This window comes from Streptomyces sp. NPDC104831 (assembly GCF_055583025.1).
On record NZ_JBVJOT010000072.1, the window covers coordinates 13,144 to 34,194 of the forward strand.

At 73.2% G+C, this 21,051-nt stretch carries 21 protein-coding genes; 13 read left to right on the forward strand and 8 right to left on the reverse strand.

Annotated features, from left to right (window positions below):
- The first annotated feature begins 124 nt into the window (after positions 1-124).
- Both ACZ63H_RS33775 and ACZ63H_RS33780 read left to right on the forward strand, forming a co-directional pair.
- Positions 125-718, forward strand: a complete 594-nt coding sequence (locus ACZ63H_RS33775; RefSeq protein WP_469871689.1) for a TetR/AcrR family transcriptional regulator — start codon at positions 125-127, stop codon at positions 716-718.
- A 450-nt stretch (positions 719-1,168) separates the two neighbouring features.
- A complete protein-coding gene (locus tag ACZ63H_RS33780) occupies positions 1,169-1,867 on the forward strand; it encodes a nitroreductase (protein WP_469871691.1) in 699 nt (232 codons plus the stop codon).
- 66 nt (positions 1,868-1,933) lie between these two features.
- Here the strand turns inward: ACZ63H_RS33780 and ACZ63H_RS33785 are convergent, their stop codons facing one another.
- Positions 1,934-3,562: an alkaline phosphatase D family protein gene (locus ACZ63H_RS33785; RefSeq protein WP_469871693.1), complete on the reverse strand. Its 1,629-nt coding sequence runs from the start codon at positions 3,560-3,562 to the stop codon at positions 1,934-1,936.
- Between the two features lie 141 nt (positions 3,563-3,703).
- Here ACZ63H_RS33785 and ppk2 point away from each other — a divergent pair, with 141 nt between their 5' ends.
- Both ppk2 and ACZ63H_RS33795 read left to right on the forward strand, forming a co-directional pair.
- Entirely contained in the window at positions 3,704-4,699 is a 996-nt protein-coding gene (gene ppk2, locus ACZ63H_RS33790; protein ID WP_469871695.1) for a polyphosphate kinase 2, read from the forward strand.
- Positions 4,700-4,846: 147 nt separating this feature from the next.
- On the forward strand, positions 4,847-5,395 hold the full coding sequence (locus ACZ63H_RS33795; RefSeq protein WP_469871697.1) for a P-loop nucleotide/nucleoside kinase family protein: 549 nt from the start codon (positions 4,847-4,849) through the stop codon (positions 5,393-5,395).
- A gap of 49 nt (positions 5,396-5,444) precedes the next feature.
- Here ACZ63H_RS33795 and ACZ63H_RS33800 read toward each other — a convergent pair whose 3' ends face one another.
- Positions 5,445-5,921 carry an MSMEG_6728 family protein gene (locus ACZ63H_RS33800; RefSeq protein ID WP_469871699.1) on the reverse strand — a complete coding sequence of 159 codons (477 nt, stop codon included), beginning with the start codon at positions 5,919-5,921 and terminating at the stop codon, positions 5,445-5,447.
- Positions 5,922-5,965: 44 nt separating this feature from the next.
- Positions 5,966-6,418 carry a hypothetical protein gene (locus ACZ63H_RS33805; RefSeq protein WP_469871701.1) on the reverse strand — a complete coding sequence of 151 codons (453 nt, stop codon included), beginning with the start codon at positions 6,416-6,418 and terminating at the stop codon, positions 5,966-5,968.
- A gap of 17 nt (positions 6,419-6,435) precedes the next feature.
- Between ACZ63H_RS33805 and ACZ63H_RS33810 the strand changes: the two genes are divergently transcribed.
- The 5 genes from ACZ63H_RS33810 to ACZ63H_RS33830 all read left to right on the forward strand — a co-directional run bounded on the left by ACZ63H_RS33810 (position 6,436) and on the right by ACZ63H_RS33830 (position 9,085).
- A complete protein-coding gene (locus ACZ63H_RS33810) occupies positions 6,436-6,843 on the forward strand; it encodes a hypothetical protein (RefSeq protein ID WP_469871703.1) in 408 nt (135 codons plus the stop codon).
- Positions 6,844-7,108: 265 nt separating this feature from the next.
- The gene (locus tag ACZ63H_RS33815) at positions 7,109-7,519 is read left to right on the forward strand and encodes a DUF1622 domain-containing protein (protein WP_467934048.1); all 411 of its coding nucleotides are present in this window, start codon (positions 7,109-7,111) and stop codon (positions 7,517-7,519) included.
- Complete coding sequence (locus ACZ63H_RS33820; protein ID WP_469871705.1) at positions 7,516-7,833, forward strand: hypothetical protein; 318 nt, start codon at positions 7,516-7,518, stop codon at positions 7,831-7,833. Before ACZ63H_RS33815 ends, ACZ63H_RS33820 begins: the two co-directional genes overlap by 4 nt.
- Before the next feature lie 205 nt (positions 7,834-8,038).
- The gene (locus tag ACZ63H_RS33825) at positions 8,039-8,596 is read left to right on the forward strand and encodes an HdeD family acid-resistance protein (RefSeq protein ID WP_469871707.1); all 558 of its coding nucleotides are present in this window, start codon (positions 8,039-8,041) and stop codon (positions 8,594-8,596) included.
- 240 nt (positions 8,597-8,836) lie between these two features.
- On the forward strand, positions 8,837-9,085 hold the full coding sequence (locus ACZ63H_RS33830; RefSeq protein WP_469871709.1) for an XRE family transcriptional regulator: 249 nt from the start codon (positions 8,837-8,839) through the stop codon (positions 9,083-9,085).
- Positions 9,086-9,414: 329 nt separating this feature from the next.
- Here the strand turns inward: ACZ63H_RS33830 and ACZ63H_RS33835 are convergent, their stop codons facing one another.
- Entirely contained in the window at positions 9,415-10,062 is a 648-nt protein-coding gene (locus tag ACZ63H_RS33835; protein WP_469871711.1) for a carbonic anhydrase, read from the reverse strand.
- Between the two features lie 253 nt (positions 10,063-10,315).
- Between ACZ63H_RS33835 and ACZ63H_RS33840 the strand changes: the two genes are divergently transcribed.
- Positions 10,316-11,956: a glycoside hydrolase family 43 protein gene (locus ACZ63H_RS33840; protein ID WP_469871713.1), complete on the forward strand. Its 1,641-nt coding sequence runs from the start codon at positions 10,316-10,318 to the stop codon at positions 11,954-11,956.
- A gap of 120 nt (positions 11,957-12,076) precedes the next feature.
- On the opposite strand, the gene ACZ63H_RS33845 is transcribed toward ACZ63H_RS33840, so the two are convergent.
- From ACZ63H_RS33845 to ACZ63H_RS33855, 3 genes are all read right to left on the reverse strand, one after another.
- Positions 12,077-12,880, reverse strand: a complete 804-nt coding sequence (locus ACZ63H_RS33845; RefSeq protein ID WP_469871715.1) for a 2OG-Fe(II)-dependent halogenase WelO5 family protein — start codon at positions 12,878-12,880, stop codon at positions 12,077-12,079.
- Between the two features lie 426 nt (positions 12,881-13,306).
- Positions 13,307-14,704, reverse strand: a complete 1,398-nt coding sequence (gene besA / locus ACZ63H_RS33850; RefSeq protein WP_469871717.1) for an L-propargylglycine--L-glutamate ligase BesA — start codon at positions 14,702-14,704, stop codon at positions 13,307-13,309.
- Between the two features lie 245 nt (positions 14,705-14,949).
- Entirely contained in the window at positions 14,950-16,131 is a 1,182-nt protein-coding gene (locus ACZ63H_RS33855; protein WP_469871719.1) for a methyltransferase, read from the reverse strand.
- A gap of 329 nt (positions 16,132-16,460) precedes the next feature.
- Here ACZ63H_RS33855 and ACZ63H_RS33860 point away from each other — a divergent pair, with 329 nt between their 5' ends.
- Together ACZ63H_RS33860 and ACZ63H_RS33865 are read left to right on the forward strand one after the other, a co-directional pair.
- Positions 16,461-17,198 (forward strand): HEAT repeat domain-containing protein, encoded by a 738-nt coding sequence (locus ACZ63H_RS33860; RefSeq protein WP_469871721.1) that lies wholly within the window; start codon positions 16,461-16,463, stop codon positions 17,196-17,198.
- A complete protein-coding gene (locus ACZ63H_RS33865; RefSeq protein ID WP_469871723.1) occupies positions 17,192-18,274 on the forward strand; it encodes a HEAT repeat domain-containing protein in 1,083 nt (360 codons plus the stop codon). Before ACZ63H_RS33860 ends, ACZ63H_RS33865 begins: the two co-directional genes overlap by 7 nt.
- Before the next feature lie 61 nt (positions 18,275-18,335).
- On the opposite strand, the gene ACZ63H_RS33870 is transcribed toward ACZ63H_RS33865, so the two are convergent.
- A complete protein-coding gene (locus ACZ63H_RS33870; protein ID WP_469871725.1) occupies positions 18,336-19,427 on the reverse strand; it encodes a branched-chain amino acid aminotransferase in 1,092 nt (363 codons plus the stop codon).
- 248 nt (positions 19,428-19,675) lie between these two features.
- On the opposite strand from ACZ63H_RS33870, the gene ACZ63H_RS33875 reads away from it, so the two are divergent.
- On the forward strand, positions 19,676-20,923 hold the full coding sequence (locus tag ACZ63H_RS33875; RefSeq protein WP_469871727.1) for a 2-isopropylmalate synthase: 1,248 nt from the start codon (positions 19,676-19,678) through the stop codon (positions 20,921-20,923).
- Positions 20,924-21,051 lie beyond the last annotated feature (128 nt).

A 21,051-nucleotide genomic window follows, 5' to 3' on the forward strand; every position in this document is an offset into this window, starting at 1 on the left:
CGCCCCCCCCCCCCCCACCCCCCTCCCCCCCCCCTGCCCCCTGCGCGCACGCCCTCCTTCTTTTCATCTCCCCAGAATACGGAGGCAGCATCCGTTTCGCCGGTGCAGCAGAACGGGAGTGCGAATGAATGGCGGGCAGCAGGGGCGCAAGCCGCGTGCGGACGTCATGCGCAACCGGGCCGCGCTCCTGGAGGCGGCGCAGCGCCACTTCCTGAAGTACGGGGTGGGCACGTCGCTGGAGGCGGTCGCCAAGGAGGCCGGAGTCGGGCCCGCGACGCTGTACCGGCACTTCCCGACCCGGGAGGCGCTGCTGGCGGCGGTGCTGCAGACCCGCTCGGACGAGCTGATGGCCCGCCGGGCGGAGATCGCCGGGATCGACGACGCGGCCGAGGGGCTGCGGCAGTGGCTGCGGGCCTTGGAGGAGTACTTCAGCGCGTTCAGCGGGCTGCCGGAACCGCTCATGGTCGCGGCCAGGGCGCAGGAGCCGGACAACCCCCTGACCCTGCCCTGCGACATGCTCGTCGCCACGACGGACGCGTACGTGGCGGCAGCCCGGCGGGCGGGACGCGCACGGCCTTCGGTGACGGGATACGACCTGTTCCTCGCCGCCTGTTCCGTCGCCTGGCTGATGGGCACCGGCGCCGCCGACGAGGAGTCGCTCGGCCGGCTGCGCGACCTCATCGAAAGCGGCTACCGCCGGCCCGGCGACGCGGAGTAGGCCACCGAACCGGCGAACCCCGCAGGCGCCGCGCGCCGCCCGGCGCGGCCGCCGACCACGTCACCCCGCCTCCAGAGGAGTGACGTGCCCTTCGGAGGGACACATCATGGAACTCGGCATCATCGGAACCGACCCGAGCGACACCTCGCCGGCGCGCACGTCCGGCGCCGGCGGCCACGATGTCCGGGTGGCGAACTCCCGGGTGCGGACCAGGGGTCGCACCGACGGGTACCCCGGGCCGCGTCGCGCTCCCGTTCGCCGCCGTCCGCGAGGCGCCCCGCGTGTCCGGGACCGCCGGACGAGCCGCCTCGCGGCGCTCACCTCCGCGCCCACGCCGGAGGAAACCGCGGAACCCAACCGCTCCCCGCACCGCTGACTCACGGCCCCCGCCTCGCGGTACGGCGCCCGCGGCCCTGCCGCGACAACGAGAACGCCCACGAAGGAGCTTCCTTGCCCACCACCGCCTCAGTCTTCACCGACCTCGCGCGAACCAGGCACTCCCCGAGGCGGTTCCTGCCCGCCCCGCTGTCTCCCGCGGACATCCGCGGTGTCCTGGAAGACGCCCAGACCGCCCCCTCGAACAGCAACACCCAACCCTGGAACGTCCACATCGTCTCCGGCGCGGCCCGGGACACCCTGAGCGAGGAACTGCTCAAGGCGCACGAGGAGGACCGGGTCGCCCCCGACTTCCCCTTCGACTACGGCCGGGGCGTCCACCGCGACCGGTCGCACGAGCACGCCGCCCTCGTCTACGGCAGGTGGGGCGTGGCGCGCTCGGACCACGAGGGCCGGAAGGAGGTCGTCCGCGAGAACCTGCGCTTCTACGGGGCACCCCACGTGGCCCTCCTCTTCATACCGGTCCTCGGCGACGGCGTACGGGCAGCCGGTGACGTCGGCATGTACGCCCAGAACTTCCTGCTCTCGCTCACCGCCCGCGGCCACCGCGGCATACCGCAGGCCATACTCGGCCTCTACGCCGACACCGTCCGCCGGACCCTCGGCGTCCACGAGGACCTCAAGCTGCTGTTCGGCATCGCGTTCGGCACCGGCGACCGGACCTCGCCCCTGTACGACATCGGCATGGGGCGCGTCCCGCTGGCAGAAAGCGTGGTCCTGCACGACACCCCCGGCGTCCTCGACGGCCGATGACCTCCGGCCGGCCCAGCAGGTCCGCCCCTGGCCCGGACCCGGTGCGGCACGCCGCCCGGCGCTGTACTACCCGGCGGTCAGGACGGTCTCGTGCACGGTCCGCAGTGTCTCGTCCCCACCGGTGCGCTCCAGGCGCAGGTGGGCCGAACGGCCGCGCAGGGTGAGGGTCATGAGCTGGTTGCCGAACCACGGCCCGCCCTGCTTGCGCCACCTCACCGGCGGCCGGGGGCAGCGGCCGTGCCGGGCCAGCAGCCGCCCCAAGAGGCGGGCCGGGGCGCTCCAGCCGAAGCGGAAACCGATCCGCATCGTCAGGGGCACGGAGTTGTGCACGGGCGAGCAGGTGAGCTGGACGACCGGTATGCCGGGGCCGCCGGACGGCCAGGAGGCGCGCGCGACGTAGCCGTGGTGCACGTCCCCGGACAGCACGCACACGCTCGCCGGCGCGCCCGGCGCGGATCCCACTTCGCCGATGAGGCCGGCGAGATCGGCGAAGGAGCGCGGGAAGGCCGCCCAGTGCTCCAGATCGGCGCCACGGCGCAGCCACTCGCCGAAGCGGGCCCAGCGCTCCCCGCGTTCCCCGGCGCACAGGGCCGCGTCCCAGCCCTCGGCGTCGTGCACCAGGTGCGGCAGCAGCCAGGGCAGGGAAGTGCCGATCAGGAGGTGGTCGTAAGCCCCCTCGTCGGCCAGGACCTGCTCGCGCAGCCAGTCGGCCTCGCCCGGGTCGAGCATGGCGCGCCGGTCCTCGTCCAGCACGCGTGCGGCCCGGGAGTCGACCATCACCACCCGGACCCGGCCGAAGTCGCGCCGGTAACTGAAGCGGACCGAGGAGGGATCGGCGTCGGCCCGCTCGGCGAGGGCGCGCAGCGCGTGCGTGCCGTCCGGTGCGCTGCGCACGGCGGCCCAGGCCGGGTCGCCGGCCAGTTCGGCGGGGGAGAGGTTGCCCAGGTGCTGGTGGACCCAGTAGGACATCAGGCCGCTCAGCAGCCGCTGCTGCCACCAGTCGGTGGAGCGCATGTCGGCGAGCCAGGCGGCGGAGGTGTTCCAGTCGTCCACGATGTCGTGGTCGTCGAAGATCATGAAGCTGGGCACGGTGGACAGCAGCCAGCGGATCTCCGGGTCGAGCCAGGATTCGTAGTAGAGGTGGCAGTACTCCTCGTAGTCGGCGACCTGGCTGCCGGGCGCCTTGCCGAGGTCGCGGCGACCGGCCAGCAGGCGCCGGGTCTCCTCGGAGACCTCGTCGGCGTAGACCTGGTCCCCCAGGAGCAGCAGGACGTCCGGGCGCCGCGCGTCGGGGTCGGCCGCCAGCCGCTTGGCGAGGGTGTCGAGCGCGTCGGGGCCGACCGGGTCCTTGCCGTCGGCCGGGGGCGCGGCCCAGCGGCACGATCCGAACGTGACCCGGACGGCGTCGCCGCCGCCGGGGGACCGGATGACCGAGGGCGGGAAGGGGGAGTCGGGCAGCGGCCACACCGGCGCGTCGTCCAGGAACACCTCGTACGACGGCGAGGTGCCCGGTCGCAGCCCGGTCACCGTGACGAGGGCGTAGTGGTGCCCGGCCACCCGGAAGGTGGAGGCCGTGCCGCCCGCGCCGTCCGGGCAGCGCACGCGCGCCGTGCAGGGCACGTCCGTCTCGACCCACACGGTCGCGCACGATCCGTCGGTGTACCTCAGCAGTGGTCCCAGGCGCAGTTCGGCCATGTGATCGCCTTTCTGTCTCGCACCGTACGGAAAGGAACGACCGTAGCGACGGTACAGGTGTCTGGGACCCGTTCGGGTGGGCACGTGGGAGAAGACCGGGCGGGACGGCCCCGGTGAGCGGCGAGGCGGAGAGGCGGTGTCGTGGCCGAGCACGAGCAGGCGACCCAGACCCAGGAGACCCACGGCACGGTGCGGGAGGACGACCTGCTGCGGGGGCTCGAGGTGGACGACCGGCAGCCGGAACGGCCGGTGCTCCTGGACGCCGGCGGCCGGCCGATCGAGACCTGGCGGGAGAACCACCCCTACGACCACAGGATCGGCCGGCGCGAGTACGAGCAGACCAAGCGCATCCTGCAGATCGAGCTGCTGAAGTTCCAGCGCTGGGTGAAGGACACCGGCCAGCGGGTCGTCGTGGTCTGCGAGGGACGGGACGCGGCGGGCAAGGGCGGCACGATCAAGCGCTTCACCGAGCGGCTCAACCCTCGCGGTGCCCGGGTGGTGGCGCTGGAGAAGCCGACCGAGCGCGAGGCGGGCCAGTGGTACTTCCAGCGCTACGTGGCCCACCTGCCGGCCCGCGGCGAGATCGTCTTCTTCGACCGCTCCTGGTACAACCGCGCGGGCGTCGAGCGGGTCATGGGGTTCTGCACGCAGGACGAGTACCGGCAGTTCCTCCAGCAGGCCCCGATGTTCGAGCGCCTGCTCACCGACGACGGCATCCTGCTGGTCAAGTTCTGGTTCTCGGTGTCCCGGGCCGAGCAGCGCACCCGGTTCGCGATCCGCCAGGTCGATCCGGTGCGCCGGTGGAAGCTCTCCCCGACGGACCTGGCCTCCCTCGACCGCTGGGACGACTACACCACGGCCAAGGTCGACATGTTCCGGGCCACCGACACGCCGCACGCGCCCTGGACGGTCGTGAAGAACAACGACAAACGGCGGGGCCGGCTGGAGGCGATGCGCAGTCTCCTCGGCCGCTTCGACTACCCGGCCAAGGACCACGAGGCGGTCGGCACCCCCGACCCGCTGATCGTCGGCGCGGCGGAGACCCTGCTCGAACCGGGCGAGGAACCCACGACCCTGTCACCGACACCCCTGGCCGGACCGGGCGGCGAGCCCGGCAACCACCCGGACCCGCAGTGACGGACCGGCGCCCGCGCGGCGTCCAGGCACGCACGCGTCCGGCGGTGTCCGGCCGGCTTTCGACGGCCGGAACACCGCCCGGTCCGGCACCCGCCCTCCCGCAGGCCCCCTCGCCCCGCGCGCGTACCGCTCCGGCAGGATGAGCACATGCTCATCGTGATCGGCGGACTGCCCGGCACCGGCAAGACGACCCTGGCCCGGCTGCTGGCCGCCCGCGTCGGCGCGGTCCACCTGCGCATCGACACCATCGAACAGGCCGTCGTCCGCTCCGGTCTGGCCCGGCACCCCGTCGGACCGGCCGGCTACGTCATCGGGTACGCCTTGGCCGACGATCATCTCCGGCAAGGGCTGACCGTGATCGCGGAATCCGTGAACCCGCTGGCCGTCACCCGCGACAGCTGGCGGAGCGTCGGGGTCCGGGCGGCCGTCCCCGTCGCCGAGGTGGAAGTCGTCTGCTCGGACCCGGACGAGCACCGAAACCGCGTGACCACACGATCGGCCGACATCCCGGACCTGCCACTGCCCGATTGGCAGCAGGTCCTCGACCGCGACTACGAACCGTGGAACCGGGAGCACATCGTCATCGACACGGCCGGACAGGACCCGCGGCAGTCGCTTGCCGTGCTCCTCCGCCGCCTCGACCACACCCGGTGGGCGCCGGGCGGTCCCGGACCGGGGGCCGCACGCGGCGTGTGAGCGGGGCCCCGCCGCCGTCTCGCCCCGGCTCGCCGCCACGGGCCGGTGGTCAGGTGGCGGTGGCCTCCCGGTCGGAGGACGGCCATACGTAGGGCAGGTCGTCGGGAACGCCGGGGAACACCTCCGCGTACGTCTCGCGGTCCTTGCGGACGAGCGCCGACTGATGGCTGCGGTGGAAGGCGGCGTCCCCGAGCCACGGCGGCAGTTCCCCGGCACGGGCGAGCGCGGCCTGGTCGCGTACGGGGGCGCCCGGGCGGTTTCCGGCGTAGCCGGCGACGAGTGACGCGGCGCAGCTGTCCTGGTGTCCCTGCTCCCGCCACACCCGGCAGATCTCCAGCCCGTACCGGACCAGGGCCTCCTCGTACCCGCTCCACATCCGTACGGCCGGGTGCCTGCGCCAGCCGTAGCCGGGCACGGTCAGTCCGCGCAGGACCTGGAGCGCCTCGACCCGCTGCTTGCCCAGGCGCCGGCGGTCCAGGAGCAGGGCGGAACGCCGGAAGTCGGAGTCGGGCAGGAACGTCTGCATGGGCGCCGTCCTGGTGTGGGATGCGGGGTGGGACTTCGCCTCGGTCAGCCCCGGACGGCTGGTGGACGCGCGTCGTGGTCGGGGTGACCCGGGGTGCGGCGGGCCTCCTTCATCTCCGCCTCGTACAGGTGCCTGCGGCCCTGGACGAGTTCCCTCACCGCGCGGTGCTCCAACTCCTGGAAGGGCCGGTAGTACGTGTCGTCGTAGGCTTCGACGATCTGGAACGTCCAATGCCCCGGGATGACGTTGCGGCCCAGGATCTCGGTCTCCACCTTGTCCGCCCACTCCGTGTGCCCGGCCTCGCGCAGCAGCCGTACCGTCCGGTCCAGCTCCAGGTCGGCCCCGCCGGTGAGCTGGTGGAAGCTGTACAGGTGGCCGCGGGCGCGCTCGGTGGTCTCCAGTGCCTTCGACAGCGATCCGAGCGCCTCGACGGTCCGGTCGCCGACGCCTTCGGGGCGGCGGTGCCCGTCGTCGGGTGTGTCCCGGTGGTCGTTCATGGTCCTCCTCGGTTGCTGTGGCCGGTTGCCGTACCCGTCCTCCTTCCCGTTCCGTCGCGGCGGCGGGCGCGCCGTGGGCCGAACGGGTCAGGCGTGCTCCGTCCGGGCATCCACACCTGTCCGGAGGCCCTCCGCGTGGGTGGGCATGGACGGCCGCGCCGCCGAGCCGGAGTTCGAGCGGGACCCGGCTGCTGAACGCCGACGCCCTGTCCGACGCGCCCGGCCAGTACCAGGCCCTGCCGGCCGGGGCGTCGTCCACCGCGGTCGCCTTCATCGGCGACGGCACGTACCTCGCCCGGGCCGCCGGCAGCACACCCGACCTGCTCGTGCAGAGCGCCGCCCCGGCCGACGGCACACCGCCGCTCGAATTCGCCTTCCAGGGCGGTCGCGACGGCGACGGCGTCGCCCCGCGCGGCCCGGCCTGATCCCGGTACGGATCCCGGCTGTTCGCGGTCACCCGGGGCGGCACCGGCCAGGAGTACTGGCCGCACGTCATCCAGCCCCCGGCAGCGCGGTACGACCCCCGCTTCACCGGCGGACTCGTGTCCAGTCCCGCCGACGCCGCCGCGGGCGAGCCGCTGTCGGTGCGCGGCCGGTCCCCAGGCGAGCGCACCGGATGCGGCCCGGGTACCGGGTGAAGACCTCGGGGAAGGGGCGTCGTCGGCCGCGCCCGGGGGTACCGGCACCCGCATGACCTTGTCGGTGGAAGTGCTGCCCGAGTCGGCCCTGCGCGAGGTGATCGGTCTGCTGGTCAGGCTGATCGAGTCCGCCGGTGCGCTGATCATCTTCATCGGTGGCGTGTGGGCGTTCGTCCAGTTCGTACGGGCGGGCACGCGAGGACGCGGCAAGGTGGCGGGGTTCAACCGGATCAGGCTGAGCCTGGGCCGCTTCCTCGTGCTGGGCCTGGAATTCCAGCTCGCCGGTGACGTGCTGCGCACGGCGGTCGCGCCGAGCTTCACGGAGATCGGCCAACTGGCGGCCATCGCTGCCATCCGGACCGCGTTGAACTACTTCCTCGGCCGGGAGATCGCCCAGGAGCGGGCCGAACTCGAACGAGGAGAGGCGGCGCCCTCGCACGGTGCCAAGGACCTGCCGGGATGAACGCGTGGCCACAGACGGCGGCCGTGCTGATCACCGCCCTCGGCCTCGTCGCCGCGGCAGCGGCCTGGCGCCTGACGCGCACCGTGCGAGGGGCCCTGGCCGTGCTGCTGGACTTCCTGACCGCCGCCGGCCTGCTGCGACTGGCCGGCGAGCCGTCGTGGAACAGCGTCCTCCTGGCAGCAGCGGTGATCGCACTGCGCAGACTCCTCGGCGCCTCCCTCGCCCTGTCCCAGCCGCAGCACCCCGCGCCCGGGGTCCGTCCGCCCTGGCGAGCAAGGCGGCGGTCCGACGGGGGCGTCGCAGGCCGGCGTTGACCGAGCCCGGGCCGGCGTCGTGCCCAGGCACCGGCGCCCGCGTCCACCTCCAGCCGACGCCCCCGGACGGTGGGCCGGCCGGGCGGACGACGCCGTGCGCCGCGGTGCCTGCACGGCGCCGCGCCTCCCCCCGCCGTAGGCCGGTAAGCCGGTGAACCGGGGGTATGAGGGGCGAATCGGTTCGGTCGAGCGAAGGGACGAGCGAGTGCGTCGACAGCTGATGTGGATGCTGGTACTGCGGGGTGCGGCGGCCTTGTCGTTCGGGATCGTGGCACTGGTGTGGCCGGGGGTGACGGTCCTGGCACTGGCTCTGCTGTTCGGCGTGTACGCGCTCGTCGACGGGCTGGCGCTGCTGGCGGGTTCCGTCCGCAAGGAAGGCGGCACAGCGCACCGGCTGGCGCACGCGGTCGGCGGCGTCCTGGGCATCGTGACCGGCGTGATCACCATCGCCTGGCCCGGCGTCACCGCGCTGGCGCTGATCTCCCTGGTCGGCGCCTGGGCCGTGATCACCGGCATCGCGGAGGTCTGGGCAGCGGTGCACTTCCGCCGGGAACTGCATCACGAGTGGCTCTTGTTCCTGGCCGGCGCCGCCTCCGTGATCGCCGGGGTGCTGATCTGGGCTCGGCCGGACATGGGCGCGATCACCCTCGCACAGGTCGTCGGCCTCTACGCGCTGGTCTCGGGCGCGTTGGTCCTCGGCACCGCCTGGCGGCTGTACGGCATCAGCACCGCGCGCCCGGCCCGCCACGCCCGGCACGCGTGACGCCTCCGGATGTGCCGGCCCGCCCGCGCCGGGGCGCAGCCGCCCGATCGCCTTCGCGGCTCCTCGCCGGTATCCCGGCCGTCCCGGTTCCGGCGCCGGTATGCCGGCCGGGATTGCGACTCATGCCACACGGCAGACCGGGCATACGTCACGCATGAGCCCGGGCAGCGGGCCGGCGCGGGGCGGCGTCCAAGGCCGTGTGCGACCGGACCGGCCGGAGGAGCCAGAGGAAGGTGGACCATGGAACTGGCCGAGTTGCTCGCGCAGGCGTTGCGCCGGCAGTGCCTGAGTGCCGAGGCGATCGCCTACGCCACCGGAATTCGCGTCCCGCGCGTCAAGGCGTTCGTCGAGGACGGAGCCGAGGGTCCGATCCGCCCGACGCGGGAAGAACTCACCGAACTGGCCCAAGCGCTGGCGTTGCCGCTGCCGGAGGTGCTGGCGGCCAGCCGGGGACGCCGGGCCGTGGTGCACGCGGGCCACTCGGCGTGACGCATCCGCCAGGCGCGAGGCCGGCGGCACCACCGTGCGGACCGTCGTCCGAGCCGTCCCGGATGCCGTCCGCGTACGCCCGGGCGCTCCGCTGACCCGCCGGCCGTCCCGATCGCCGTCGCCCGCCGGGAGGTGTGCCCGGTCGTGCTCCCGCGGGCCCGACCGGCCAGGACCCGCTTTCCCGCCGGCCGCCTTCGCCGGGCCGGGGAGCGGGGTGGTCCCCGTCGTGGACGCGCGGCCTGCCGGTCTCCGCTTGCTCTGAGCACCCGCGGCGTGCGCACGCCGCACGCCGCGGGTGGTGCCGGCAGGCGGTTCGGCCGGGTGGGCGATCAGCCGGCGTGCGCGGTGGACGCGGTCGCGCCGGGGACGCCGTGCGCGGTGACGAGCCGGGCGCTGCCTTCGGCGAGCCGGTAGGCGAGGCCGACGACGCCGGTCTGACCGGCGGCGACCTGGTCGGCCAGGACACGCGAGCGGTCCAGGAGCAGATCGACGGTGTGCTCGATGTGGGTGTCGATGATGTGGCTGTCCTCGGTGAGGCCGGCCGCGCGGGCGGCGAGCACGCTGGGGGTGACGCGCTCGACGACGTCGCGGACGAATCCCGTCGCCGACGCACCGTCCTCGACGGCGGCGCGGGCCGCTGCGACGGCGCCGCACGAGTCGTGCCCGAGGACCACGACGAGACGGCAGTCCAGCACGCTGGTGCCGTACTCGATGCTGCCGAGGACCTCCGGACCCAGGACGTGGCCGGCGGTGCGCACCACGAACAGGTCGCCCAGGCCCTGGTCGAAGATGATCTCGGCGGCCAGCCGGGAGTCGGAGCAACCCAACAGGACCGCGAAGGGCTTCTGGGCCGGGGCGAGTTCGGCCCGCCGCGCGGCGTCCTGGTTGGGGTGCCGCGGGGTCCCGGAAACGAAGCGCTGGTTTCCGTCGAGCAGGGCGTCGAGTGCCTGAGCAGGAGAGACAGGGATGGATGCCATGAGGGCAGCGTACGAGGCGGGCCGCCGGGCCGCGTCCTCGGGGTGCGCGACGGCACCGCCCCCGCTCTCCACCGGTCGATGCGTCGCAATGTTTCGGCGCCCTCATCGAATGATGCAGAGGGGTTGACGGACCCCCGGGGCTCTCTACGATCCTTAACGTCCGATCAGCCGAAGAACGTTCGAGAAATCGAACATCCGGGGTGCCGTGGCTTGCCCCTCCGGTCCGGCGCGCCGACGACACGAGGAGCCGCACATGTCATGGTCACGTCATCCGGTGAATCGTCGTGCCGCGCTCGCGGCGGGCACCGGCCTGGTCGCGGGAGGCGTGCTGCCCACCGTGACGGCCGGGCAGGCGTCCGCCGCGCAGACCGCCGCACCTGCCCCGATCCGCGCCACGACCTACGCCAACCCCGTGCTCTGGCAGGACTTCGCGGACATCGACATCATCCGCGTGGGCGACACGTACTACTGCTCGGCCTCGACCATGCACTACTCGCCCGGTGCGCCGATCCTGCGCTCGTACGACCTCGTGAACTGGGAGTTCGCCGGCCATTCGGTGCCGGTGCTGGACTTCGGGTCCAAGTACGACCTCAACGGCGCCCGCGGTTACGTCCGGGGCATCTGGGCCTCGTCACTGGCCTACCGCCCGTCCAACAAGACGTTCTACTGGGTGGGCCAGATCGACTTCGCCAAGACGTACCTGTACACGGCGTCCACCGTCGAAGGTCCCTGGAGCCGGCTGGCCACCATCGGCACCGCCTACTACGACGCGGGCATGCTCGTGGACACCGACGACACCCTGTACGTGGCGTACGGCAACACCACGATCAACGTGGCGCAACTCTCCGCGGACGGCCGCACCCAGGTGCGCACCCAGCAGGTGTTCAGCACCCCGTCGAACATCGGGACCCTGGAGGGCTCCCGCTTCTACAAGATCAACGGCAACTACTACATCTTCCTGACGCGCCCCGCCAACGGCCAGTACGTCCTGAAGTCGACGAGCGGTCCCTTCGGGCCCTACACGCTCCGGCAGGTGCTGCTCGACCTGCCCGGCCCGGTCAGCGGGGGAGGGGTCCCCCACCAGGGCGGGCTGGTCCAGACCCAGTACGGGGCGTGGTACTACATGGCGTTCGTCGACGCCTATCCCGGCGGCCGCATCCCCGTCCTGGCCCCGGTCACCTGGACGTCCGACGGCTGGCCCACCGTGCAGCTCGTCAACAACGCTTGGGGCGGCTCGTATCCGCTCCCCGTCGTCCCCACACCGCCCCGCGCGGTCGAGCCGATGACGGGCGTGGACTACTTCACCGGGACGTCCCTGGCCCCGAAATGGGAGTGGAACCACAACCCCGACAACACCAAGTGGTCGGTGGGCAACGGCCTCACGCTGAGGACCGCGACCGTCACAGGCGACCTGTACTGGGCCCGCAACACCCTCACCCATCGCATTCCGGGGCCCACCTCCACCGCGACGGCACTGGTGGAGTACTCCGGCATGCGGGACGGGGACCGGGCGGGCCTGGCCCTGCTGCGCGACTCCTCCGCCTGCGTCGGCCTCATGCGCGACAGCGGCGGCACCCGCGTGGTCATGGTCGACGGCCTCACCATGGACGCCAACTGGAACACCACCGGCACCGGCACCGTGAGAGCGAGCGCCAACGTCTCGGGCAGCCGGATCTGGCTGCGGGCGAAGGCCGACATCACCCCCGGCGCGAACCGCACCGCCAGGTTCTCCTACAGCACCGACGGCACCAACTTCATCCCGTTCGGACCCGCGTTCACCCTGAACAACGCCTGGCAGTTCTTCATGGGCTACCGCTACGCCCTCTTCAACTACACCACCGGGGCACTCGGCGGCTCCGTCCGCGTCACCCGGTTCGAGGTGACCGCTCCCTGACCGCGTCGTCGGCCCCGCGTCCGGGGGCCGCCGTGGAACCGCATGGGCCTGCTCACCCAGGCCGACCCCACCTGCCGGCTCACCCGGACGGTCCCCGCTCGCCGCCCCGAAGGCGGACCGTCAGGACCAGACGATCAGTTCGCCGCCCGCCGTGATGCCGAGGAAGCAGGCGAGGGCGATCCGCCGCTGGCCCCGGGCGCTGGGACGCACGATGTGGTAGTTGTTCGCGTTGAACAGCAGGGCGTCGCCGGCCGTGGGGGACAGCGTGACGTACGGATCGTCCTCGACCGCGGCGGGCTGGAAGCCGTAGCCGTGCCGGCGGTTCTCGTCGGCGGGTTCCCAGCGGTGGCGCCACACGGTGGTGGCGCCACCTTCGCGGGGGACCGTCAGCCAGGCGTTGAAGGCGAGTTGGGCCACGACCTTCTGGTCGAAGAGTCCGCCGCGGTACTCGCGGTTGATGTCGTCGTAGTGGATGAAGGTGCCGTCGTTGACCTCGCGCAGCATGCCGACGAAGGCGGGCCGGCCGTCGATCGTGGCGGGTGCGGGACGCACGCCCCACGCCCGGCCGAGGGCGTCCAGGGACAGCTCCAACGGGTCGGGGGTCATCCGGATCCCGGCCCACTGGCGCCGCGCGGTGTCGGCGTCGTGCCAGTAGCGGTCGGCGTCCAGGGCCAGTTCGGGGGTGCGGTAGTCGTTGAGCGCGGTACCGAATCGGGCCATCGGATGCTGCATGCGGTCCAGGTCGAAGCTGACCACCGGGACCCGGGGCAGCGAGGTCAGCATGGAGTCGAGCGCCGGCCGGCCGAAGAAGTGGGGCACCCGGACGGTGCCGAGCAGGCCGGCCGCCAGGTCGTCGATGTGGCGTCGGGTGAAGGCCGCCGCCTCCACCGCGGGGAACACCGGATCATGTGTCGCGCCGGACATCTCGCCTCCGATACCTGAAGTCGAAGTCGCCGCAAGGGGGGTCAGAGTACAGCGGCACGTTCCGGCGGAGTAAGGACCGGACAGGCCGGTTCCCACCGCCCGCCGACCGGCGGTGGAGGCCGGGACCCCAGTTCAGCCATCGGGCGGTGGCGGAAAACGCGAACGGATGGGGCGCGGGCGGCCCGCGGAGTCGGCCGAAAACGTTCGGATTCCCACCCGGACAGGCTGGCCGGAACCGACCCCCGGCGATGCCGGTTGCCTCCTGCCGACGGAGTCGAAACCTGGCTCGCAGGGGTACGCGATCACCTCGCCCCGTGATCTGCGGGCGCCCCGGGAGCGGGTCGAAGGCCGGCTCCCGGTGGGCGAGTGGCCCGGTTTCGGGCCGGGGTTACCGTGGCAGCCCGTCCGGGCGTCGGTCCGCCGCCGTCACGCGGCGGGTTCCGGCCTGGTCAGCACCGCCTGCGCCGCCCGCGCGCAGGCGTCCGCGGTGTCCCGCGCGTGGGCGAGCGCGGTCAGTTCCACGAAGCCGCACGCGTTGAGCGCGCCGAGGACGTGCAGGGCGACGCCCTCGCCGGTGTCGTGGCGGTACAACAGCCCCTCGGAGCGCAGCCGTTCCACCGCGGCGCGCGGGTCGAGCTTGCCGAGCGTCTCGGGCTCCAGCAGCCGTCTGTGCGTGTAGTACACCGGCCGGCCGTCGGCACCGCGCAGGGTGCCGTCCGCCCCGACCCGCGCGCCCACCAGCGCCTCGGCGCAGCGGATCACGTGGCTGGGGCCGACCTTGCGCAGGTTGATCTCGACCGCGAGCGGTCCCCGGTCCCCGGCGACCACGAAGTCGATGCCGAAGGTGCCGCGGTGGCCGAGTCCGGCGAGCACCCCGCCGGTTCGGCGCACCGCGTCCTCGACGGCCGGCCGCCACCGTTCGTCGCACGGGAAGCGGCAGCCCCAGTACTGGCCGCGGCTCAGCACTTGGTCGTGGCAGGCGACCACGCGTACGGTGCCGTCCCGGTCGACCTGCCCCAGGCCGCTGGGGGAGTCGGTGATGCCCTCCAGGAACTCCTCGACGACGGCGCCGTGTTCGGCCAGTTCGCGGCGGAACTCGTCGGCGTGCAGCCGGATCACCTCGGCCGACGCGAGCAGGTCGCCGGTGTGCCGGAGTTTCTCGCAGTCGATCAGGACGTTGCCGATGGAGGCGGCCCAGGTGATGGCGTCGAGCTTGACCATGGCACGCCGTGCGGGGGCCGTGCCCCGGGAGAGCCGGTGGATCGCCTCGACCACTTCCTCCTCGCTGTGCAGCACCTCGGAGGTACCCCCGGGCACCGCGACCCCGGCGCGCAGACAGATCTCCTTGCCGCCGCCCTTGCTCCCCCAGCGGGCCACGAAGAGGTGGTCGCGCTCCTCGGGCGTCGCGCCGGTCAGCCGGCCCAGTTCGTCCGTCGCGGGAGAAGCGGAGAAGTCCACGATCACGCCGGCGGGCCGCTCGGCGACCGCCCGGCGCAACGTCTCGACCAGTGCCTCGTCCGCCACGACCAGCGAGTCCAGCGGGCGGGCCGCGCGGGAGGCCGGGGTCAGCAGGGTGAGCCTGCGCCGCACGTCGTCCAGGGCCCGCCCCTCGAAGCGGAAGACATCCCGCAGGTGGTAGTCGAGCGTATAGGGGTCGACGGCCTCCGAGGTGATCACCACCATCCGGGTGCCCGGGTCGCGCAGATCCCCGAGGAAGCACAGACTGCGCTCGGCCGAGTACCGCAGATAGGGGACCTCTTCCAGCATGCGGTCCGCGTAGTTGAACGCGTAGATCAGGATCTTCGTCGAACCGGGATCAGTCATGGGGGAGCGCTCGCCTCGTTCGTCTGGGTGCCGGTGGCGATGTCGGCCTCCGGACGCGGTGGGTACCGGATCCATGGATACTATGTCTTATTTGCGAATAATGTCATTCCATGGTGCCTGTTCGGCCGGTTCATGCCTGGTGTTTCGCCCGTCAGCCGGAGCAGGCCGGCGGCATTGGGCCTCGCGGAGTGACGCTCGCCCGCCGCCGCGACGGCACACCGGCGCGACGTGCCGGCCCGCCGCTCCTACGGGGATGTCCGCGCCGCCAGCCGCCACAGCGAGGTGACCTCCGCGGCCCGGGCGGCATGCAGCGGGTCGTCCGGGTCGGTGGCCCGCGGATGGCGTGGCCGGGTGCCGATCCGGCCGACCACGTGCAGCCCGGCCGACGCGATGGCGTCCAGCAGTTCCCCACGCCCCCTCAACCCGAGGTGTTCGGCGAGATCGGACAGGACGAGCCAGCCTTCCCCGCCGGGGAGCAGATGCCCGGTGAGGCCGTGGAGGAAGGCGTGGAGCATGGCGCCGCCCGGGTCGTAGACGCCCTCTTCGACGGTGGAGACCGGACGACCGGGCAGCCAGGGCGGGTTGCACACCACGAGTGCGGCGCGGCCCGGCGGGTAGAGCGCCGGGCCGCGTACCTCGATCCGTCCGGCGAGCCCGAGGCGGGCGACGTTCTCCCGTGCGCAGTCCAGGGCGCGCGGTGCGCTGTCGGTGGCCACCACCCGGCTGAAGCCCCGGCGCGCCAGCACGGCGGCGAGCACCCCGGTGCCGGTGCCCAGGTCGAAGGCGGTGCGTGGGCCCGGACCGCCGGGGGACGGCAGCGGGGCCCGGGCGACCAGGTCGACGTACTCGCCCCGTACGGGCGCGAAGACACCGTAGTGGGGATGGACGCGGGCGCCGAGCGCGGGCACCTCGACGCCCTTGTCGCGCCATCCGGCCGCGCCGAGCACGCCCAGCAGCTCGGTGAGCGAGACCGCGTACGGTCCGGAGGCCGGGCCGTACGCCTGCGCGCAGGCCCGGCGGACGTCCGGGGCCCGGCGCAGCGCCAGGGTGTGGTCGTCGGCGAGCGGGACCAGCAGCATGCCCAGGACCCGGGCGCGGTGGCGGCGGGCCCGGCGGTGCCGGTGGAAGGTCTGCGCCGGGTCGGTCACCGGCGGCGCGGGCGCGGCGCGGTCGATCCGCCGGGCGAGGGCGTGGAGCAGTTGGCGGGCGTTGTGGTAGTCGCCGCGCCACAGCAGCGCGGTGCCCTGGCGGGCGAGCCGGTGAGCGGTCGCCGCCTTCATGCGGTCGTCGGCGACGACGACGCGGCGCGGTGCCGGGGTGCCGTTCTCCGAGTGCCAGCGTGCGCGGTGGGCGACGCCGTCCTCGGTCCAGTCGATGCCCGGTCGGGTCTGTCGCGGGGTGTGTTCGTTCCGGCGGTCGGTGGACACCGGGTACTCCTCGGGTGCGTGACGTGCGGGGGCACGGAACGCGCTGCGACGAGGAGTGCGTGGGCGGGCCGGATGCTCCGGTGGGTGCGGCTACCGCTCCCGCGTCGCAGCGCGGGAGGAGACATCGCCGAGAACCATGCCGAGCGTCATGGGAACCCTTCCACTGCCGAGCGGTACGCCGTGGGCCAGGCTCGCACGGCGCGTGCACCGTCGGCAAACCCGTGGTGCCCCACCGGCCGGGCTTGACCTTGACACGGTGACAAGGTGTCTCCTGAGCGCAGGAGGTGGTTTCGATCAACCCCGTAAACGGAACCCCGCGGAACACCGACATGGCTGCCGCCCTGCGCGCCGAGAACGTGTCGGTCAGGCTCCGGGCGGCACTCGCGGCCGGTTCGGCTCCCGGACCCGACCTGCTGGAGACGCTGGTCGAGCGGTGCGCGGTCGAGCCGGACTTCTACGTGCGGGACATGCTGTCCTGGGCGCTGACCCGCCTCCCGCCGCAGGTCACCCTGCCCCGGATCCGCCGGGAACTCACCTCCGTAAGACCTCAGGCACGCAGCCAGGCGTTGCACACGCTCTCCAAGATCGGCGACAGGAGCGCGTGGGACTGGATCACGCGCTCCATGCTGCGGGACGCCGACGACGAGGTCGCGCGGACCGCGTGGCGGGTCGCGGTCGCCCTCGTGCCCGAGGCCGGGAAGAGGGCCTTGGCCGACGAACTGGTCCGGCAGCTCGGTCGCGGCGATCGCGAGGTGCGACTGAGCCTGAGCCGGGCCCTCGTGGACCTCGGAGACCCGGTCGAACCCGCCCTGGAGAAGGCCGCGGCGAGTCCCGACCCGGCCGTGGCCACGCACGCCAGGGCCACCGAGTTGCTGCGGCAGGACCCGGCGAGGGGTTTCGACGCGGCTGTCGAGGAGGCGAAGCGCGTCGTCGCACTCGGCCCGGATCACGCCGCTGCCGCTGCCGCCGCCGCCGTGACCGCGACGGGACCGGCTGGGACCATGGGGAGGACCGAGCCGGGTGAAGTCGCCGAGGCCGCGAACGCCGGGGAGGACACGGAGTGCTGATCGGTGAAGTGGCCCGCCGTTCGGGGGTGAGCACCCGGATGCTCCGGCACTACGACGCCCTCGGGCTGGTACGGCCGACCGGCCGCACCGTCGGCGGCTACCGCGAGTACTCCTCCGAGGACGTCCGCAGGATCTTCCACGTGGAGAGCCTGCGGTCCCTCGGGCTCTCGCTCAAGCAGATCGGACGCGCCCTGGAGGACTCGGCCTTCGCGCCGTCAGCCCTGGTCGGTGATCTCATCCGGTGGACGGAGGACCGTCTGGAGCGGGAGCGGGAACTGCTCGAACGGCTGCGCGCGATCGATGCCTCCGCGCCCGCCGACTGGCAGGACGTCCTGCGCGTCGTCGCGCTCATGCAGGGGCTCGACTCGCCCAGCGCCGCACGCAGGCAGCAGGCCGTACTGGCCCCGCCGGAGGGCACCCCGGTTCCCGCCGGGCTCCTGGCGGCGGCGGTCCTCGCCGAAGCCGACCCCAACGTCGCGGGCGCCCTGCGCTGGGCGCTCGCCCGATCGGACGGCGGCGGCGTGGCGGTACTGACCGCAGGCATGCGCTCCGAAGATGCCGGTGTCAGACGGCGCGCGGTGCAGGCGATCGCTCGGATGGCCGGGGCCCCGGGCGCGGCCGCGGTGCTCACGGACGCGCTCGGGGACCCGGACCCGGGGGTGCGCGGACACGCCGCCCTGGCGCTGGGCAGGCGTGGCGTGTCCGCGGCCGTGCCGGTACTCGTCGGCATGGTGGTCGAGGGCTCCAACGACGTCGAGGCGGCGGAAGTCCTGGGAACGCTTTCCGGGGACCCCGAGTGCGCGGAGCGGATCACGACGGCACTGGTCGGCGAACTCGCCGCGCCCGCCACGGACTCGGCGACGCGGATACGTCTGGTCCAGGCGCTGGTCGAGCTGCCGGGAACCATCGGGCAGGACATCCTGCGCCGGCTGGCTCGCGACGACGACCCCGCTGTCGCTCGCATCGCCTCCGCCTTCGCGAGCGCTCCGTCGTCCACACCTCCGGCTCGACCGGCCGTCCCCGAGCCGGCACGCCCCACCGCGCGGCCGTCGGCTGATCCCCGCCCAGAGCCGTGAGCGCCTCGACGCCGTCGCCGTAGCGGGCCGATGCGGCGGCCGGCGGTCCGGACGCGGGGAATCAGCCGGTGACCGGCATCATCCAGGCGTGGGTGTCCGGGACGTAGCCGTGCTGGATGTCGAGGAGGCGCCGGCGCAGGCCGAGCGTGATCGGGTGGCCCGTGCCGGCCGGGGCCCGCCATTGGCGTGCGCCGCGTTTGAGGGCGCCGACCGGGGTGACGACGGCGGCCGTGCCGCAGGCGAAGACCTCGTGGATGGAGCCGTCCTCCCAGCCCGACTGCCAGCGGTCGATGGACACCTGTTCCTCGCGCACCGGGTAGCCCGCGTCGGCCGCCAGTGCGATCAGGGAGTCCCGTACCGCGCCGGGCAGGAGCGTGCCGGTGAGCCGGGGAGTGACGACGGCGGGCCTGCCGCGGCCGTCGTCGACGACGAAGAAGAGGTTCATGGCCCCCATCTCCTCGACCCAGCGCCGTTCGACCGCGTCCAGCCACACCACCTGGTCGCAGCCGTGTTCGGCGGCCTGCTGCTGCGCGAGGAAGGCGGCGGCGTAGTTGCCGGGGAACTTGATGTCGCCGGTGCCGCCGGGAGCGGCGCGCACATAGTCGTCCGCCACCCACACCGTCACCGGTTTGACCTCCGTCGAGAAGAACGGGTCGACGGGGGAGGCGATCAGCACGAACAGGTACTCACGGGCGGGCCTGACTCCGATGGTGGGTTCCACGGCCATGACGTACGGGCGCAGGTACAGGCTGCGGCCCACGCCCTGGGGCACCCAGGTCCGGTCCGCGGCGACGAGGCTCCGCAACGCCTCGATGAAGTGCTCCTCGGGCAGCGGCGGGATGGCGAGGCGGGCGGCGGAGTGGTTGAGGCGCCGGGCGTTGAACCCGGGGCGGAACAGTGCCACCGTCCCGTCGGCCTGCGCGTACGCCTTCAGCCCCTCGAAGACGATCTGGCCGTAGTGCAGGCCCAGGGCCGAAGGGTCGAGTTCCAGCGGCCGGTACGGTTCGAGCCGCATCGGGTGCCAGCCCTGCGCGGACGTCCAGCGCATCGTCACCATGTGGTCGGTGAAGTGGACGCCGAAGCCGAGCTTCGGACCGTCCTCCTGCCGTGCGGCCGGGTCCTGCTGGGCTGTGGTGGATATCGGTACGGCCATCGCGAGGGTCCTCTCCTGATGCCTGTCCGTTCCCCTGAGGGACGGCTGCGGTCCGGTCGTCACAGCAGAGGGGCCGGCCGGCGCCGTTGATACGCCCGGCGGACGGCCGCGGCACACGTATTTTTCCGGGGACCCGCGGACTCTGTTCCTGCGGCCGGTGCTCACGGGCAGCTCCGGCCGCGGCCGCCCGGACCACAGCCGGGACGGCCGCCGTGACGACCAGACTGCGGCACGTGGAGGAGAGTGCGATGGTCAACGATTCGGTGTGGGAAGGCGATGCCGTCCGGGCTTCCGTCAAGGCGGGCAGACTGGTGGTGTTCGAGGAGTCGGCGCGCGACGGTGCCCAGGGCAAGACCCTGATGGACGCGGAGACGCGGATCGCCCTCGCCCGCGCCCACGGGCGGATGTTCGGCGCAGACGGGCACCGCCACGTCATGTTCGCGGCCGGATTCCCCTCCGCCTGCCGTGAGGAGTTCGAGATCACCCGCCGCGTCGCGCAGGAGGTCGAGGAGATCAGCGCGACCTGCGTCTGCCGCGGCACCCCGCGCGACATCGACACGGCGATCGCCGCGATGCGTGGCGCACCGCACGGACGGCTGATGTACTTCCTGCCGGGCTCCGAGGCGGTGTCCCAGGCGCTGCTGAAGAAATCGGCGAAGGAATCCGTCGACCAGGCGGTGGAGATGGCCCGGTACGCGGTCGAGCGGGCCGACGGACTGGCGATCGACATGGCGTTCTCCCACGCGCCCCAGGCCGACCGGGAACTGCTGATCGAGGCCGTCTCGCGGCTGACCGAGGCGGGCGTGGCCAGCGTGCAGCTCGCCGACACGGTCGGCGGCATCCTGCCGCACGAGGCGTACGAGCTGTACACGGACGTCACCAGGCGGGCCGATCCCCAGGCCGTCGTCATGGCGCACCTGCACAACGACCTCGGAATGGCGCTCGCCAACACGGCGCAGGCGGTCAGGGCCGGCATCCGCATCGTCGCCAGTTCGTGGCTGGGCCTCGGGGAGCGGTCCGGCATGGCCTGCACCGAGCAGCTGATGTTCCTGCTGAGCTACGCGCCCGAGCGGCTGCCGGGCCTGATCGGCACGAGCGAGCCGCTCTGGTGGACCGATCCGGACCTGCGCCGCGTCCCCGAGCTGACGCGGCTGGTCTCCGAGGCCACCGGTACACCGCTGAAGGTCACCGACCCGCTGGTGGGATCGGGCGTCGGCACCATCTCCACCGGCACGCCCTTCGTGGACCGCTCCCTGTTCCAGCCCTACGACCCGGAGGACCTGCTCGGCATCGAACCGACGGTCGTCCTCACCCAGTTGGCCAGCGACCGGGTCGTGCGCGCCGCGGCCGAGAACCTGAACCTCGACCTGGACGCCGACCAGGTGCGGGCCGCCACGCAGTGGGTGAAGTCGGAGGCGTTCCGGCAGGGGGACGCGGTCGTCGCCGACGAGAAGTTCCGCCTCTTCGCGGAGGGACTGCTGGCCCGCAGCTCCTGAAGCGGCACCACACCCGCTCGAAACCGTACGGGCCGGGGGGGGGGGGGGGGGCGGGGGGGGGGGGGGGGGGGGGGGGGGGGAGGACGGGGGGGGGGGGGGGGGGGGGGGGGGGGGGGGGGCGGTCTCTC

Bases quoted from the DNA above. Each gene is read 5' to 3' on its own strand.
- ACZ63H_RS33775 (WP_469871689.1), top strand. From the start codon at position 125: ATGAATGGCGGGCAGCAGGGGCGCAAGCCGCGTGCGGACGTCATGCGC.
- ACZ63H_RS33785 (WP_469871693.1), bottom strand. From the start codon at position 3,562: ATGGCCGAACTGCGCCTGGGACCACTGCTGAGGTACACCGACGGATCG.
- ACZ63H_RS33795 (WP_469871697.1), top strand. From the start codon at position 4,847: ATGCTCATCGTGATCGGCGGACTGCCCGGCACCGGCAAGACGACCCTG.
- ACZ63H_RS33800 (WP_469871699.1), bottom strand. From the start codon at position 5,921: ATGCAGACGTTCCTGCCCGACTCCGACTTCCGGCGTTCCGCCCTGCTC.
- ACZ63H_RS33805 (WP_469871701.1), bottom strand. From the start codon at position 6,418: ATGAACGACCACCGGGACACACCCGACGACGGGCACCGCCGCCCCGAA.
- ACZ63H_RS33815 (WP_467934048.1), top strand. From the start codon at position 7,109: ATGACCTTGTCGGTGGAAGTGCTGCCCGAGTCGGCCCTGCGCGAGGTG.
- ACZ63H_RS33820 (WP_469871705.1), top strand. From the start codon at position 7,516: ATGAACGCGTGGCCACAGACGGCGGCCGTGCTGATCACCGCCCTCGGC.
- ACZ63H_RS33830 (WP_469871709.1), top strand. From the start codon at position 8,837: ATGGAACTGGCCGAGTTGCTCGCGCAGGCGTTGCGCCGGCAGTGCCTG.
- ACZ63H_RS33835 (WP_469871711.1), bottom strand. From the start codon at position 10,062: ATGGCATCCATCCCTGTCTCTCCTGCTCAGGCACTCGACGCCCTGCTC.
- ACZ63H_RS33840 (WP_469871713.1), top strand. From the start codon at position 10,316: ATGTCATGGTCACGTCATCCGGTGAATCGTCGTGCCGCGCTCGCGGCG.
- ACZ63H_RS33845 (WP_469871715.1), bottom strand. From the start codon at position 12,880: ATGTCCGGCGCGACACATGATCCGGTGTTCCCCGCGGTGGAGGCGGCG.
- besA (WP_469871717.1), bottom strand. From the start codon at position 14,704: ATGACTGATCCCGGTTCGACGAAGATCCTGATCTACGCGTTCAACTAC.
- ACZ63H_RS33860 (WP_469871721.1), top strand. From the start codon at position 16,461: ATGGCTGCCGCCCTGCGCGCCGAGAACGTGTCGGTCAGGCTCCGGGCG.
- ACZ63H_RS33870 (WP_469871725.1), bottom strand. From the start codon at position 19,427: ATGGCCGTACCGATATCCACCACAGCCCAGCAGGACCCGGCCGCACGG.
- ACZ63H_RS33875 (WP_469871727.1), top strand. From the start codon at position 19,676: ATGGTCAACGATTCGGTGTGGGAAGGCGATGCCGTCCGGGCTTCCGTC.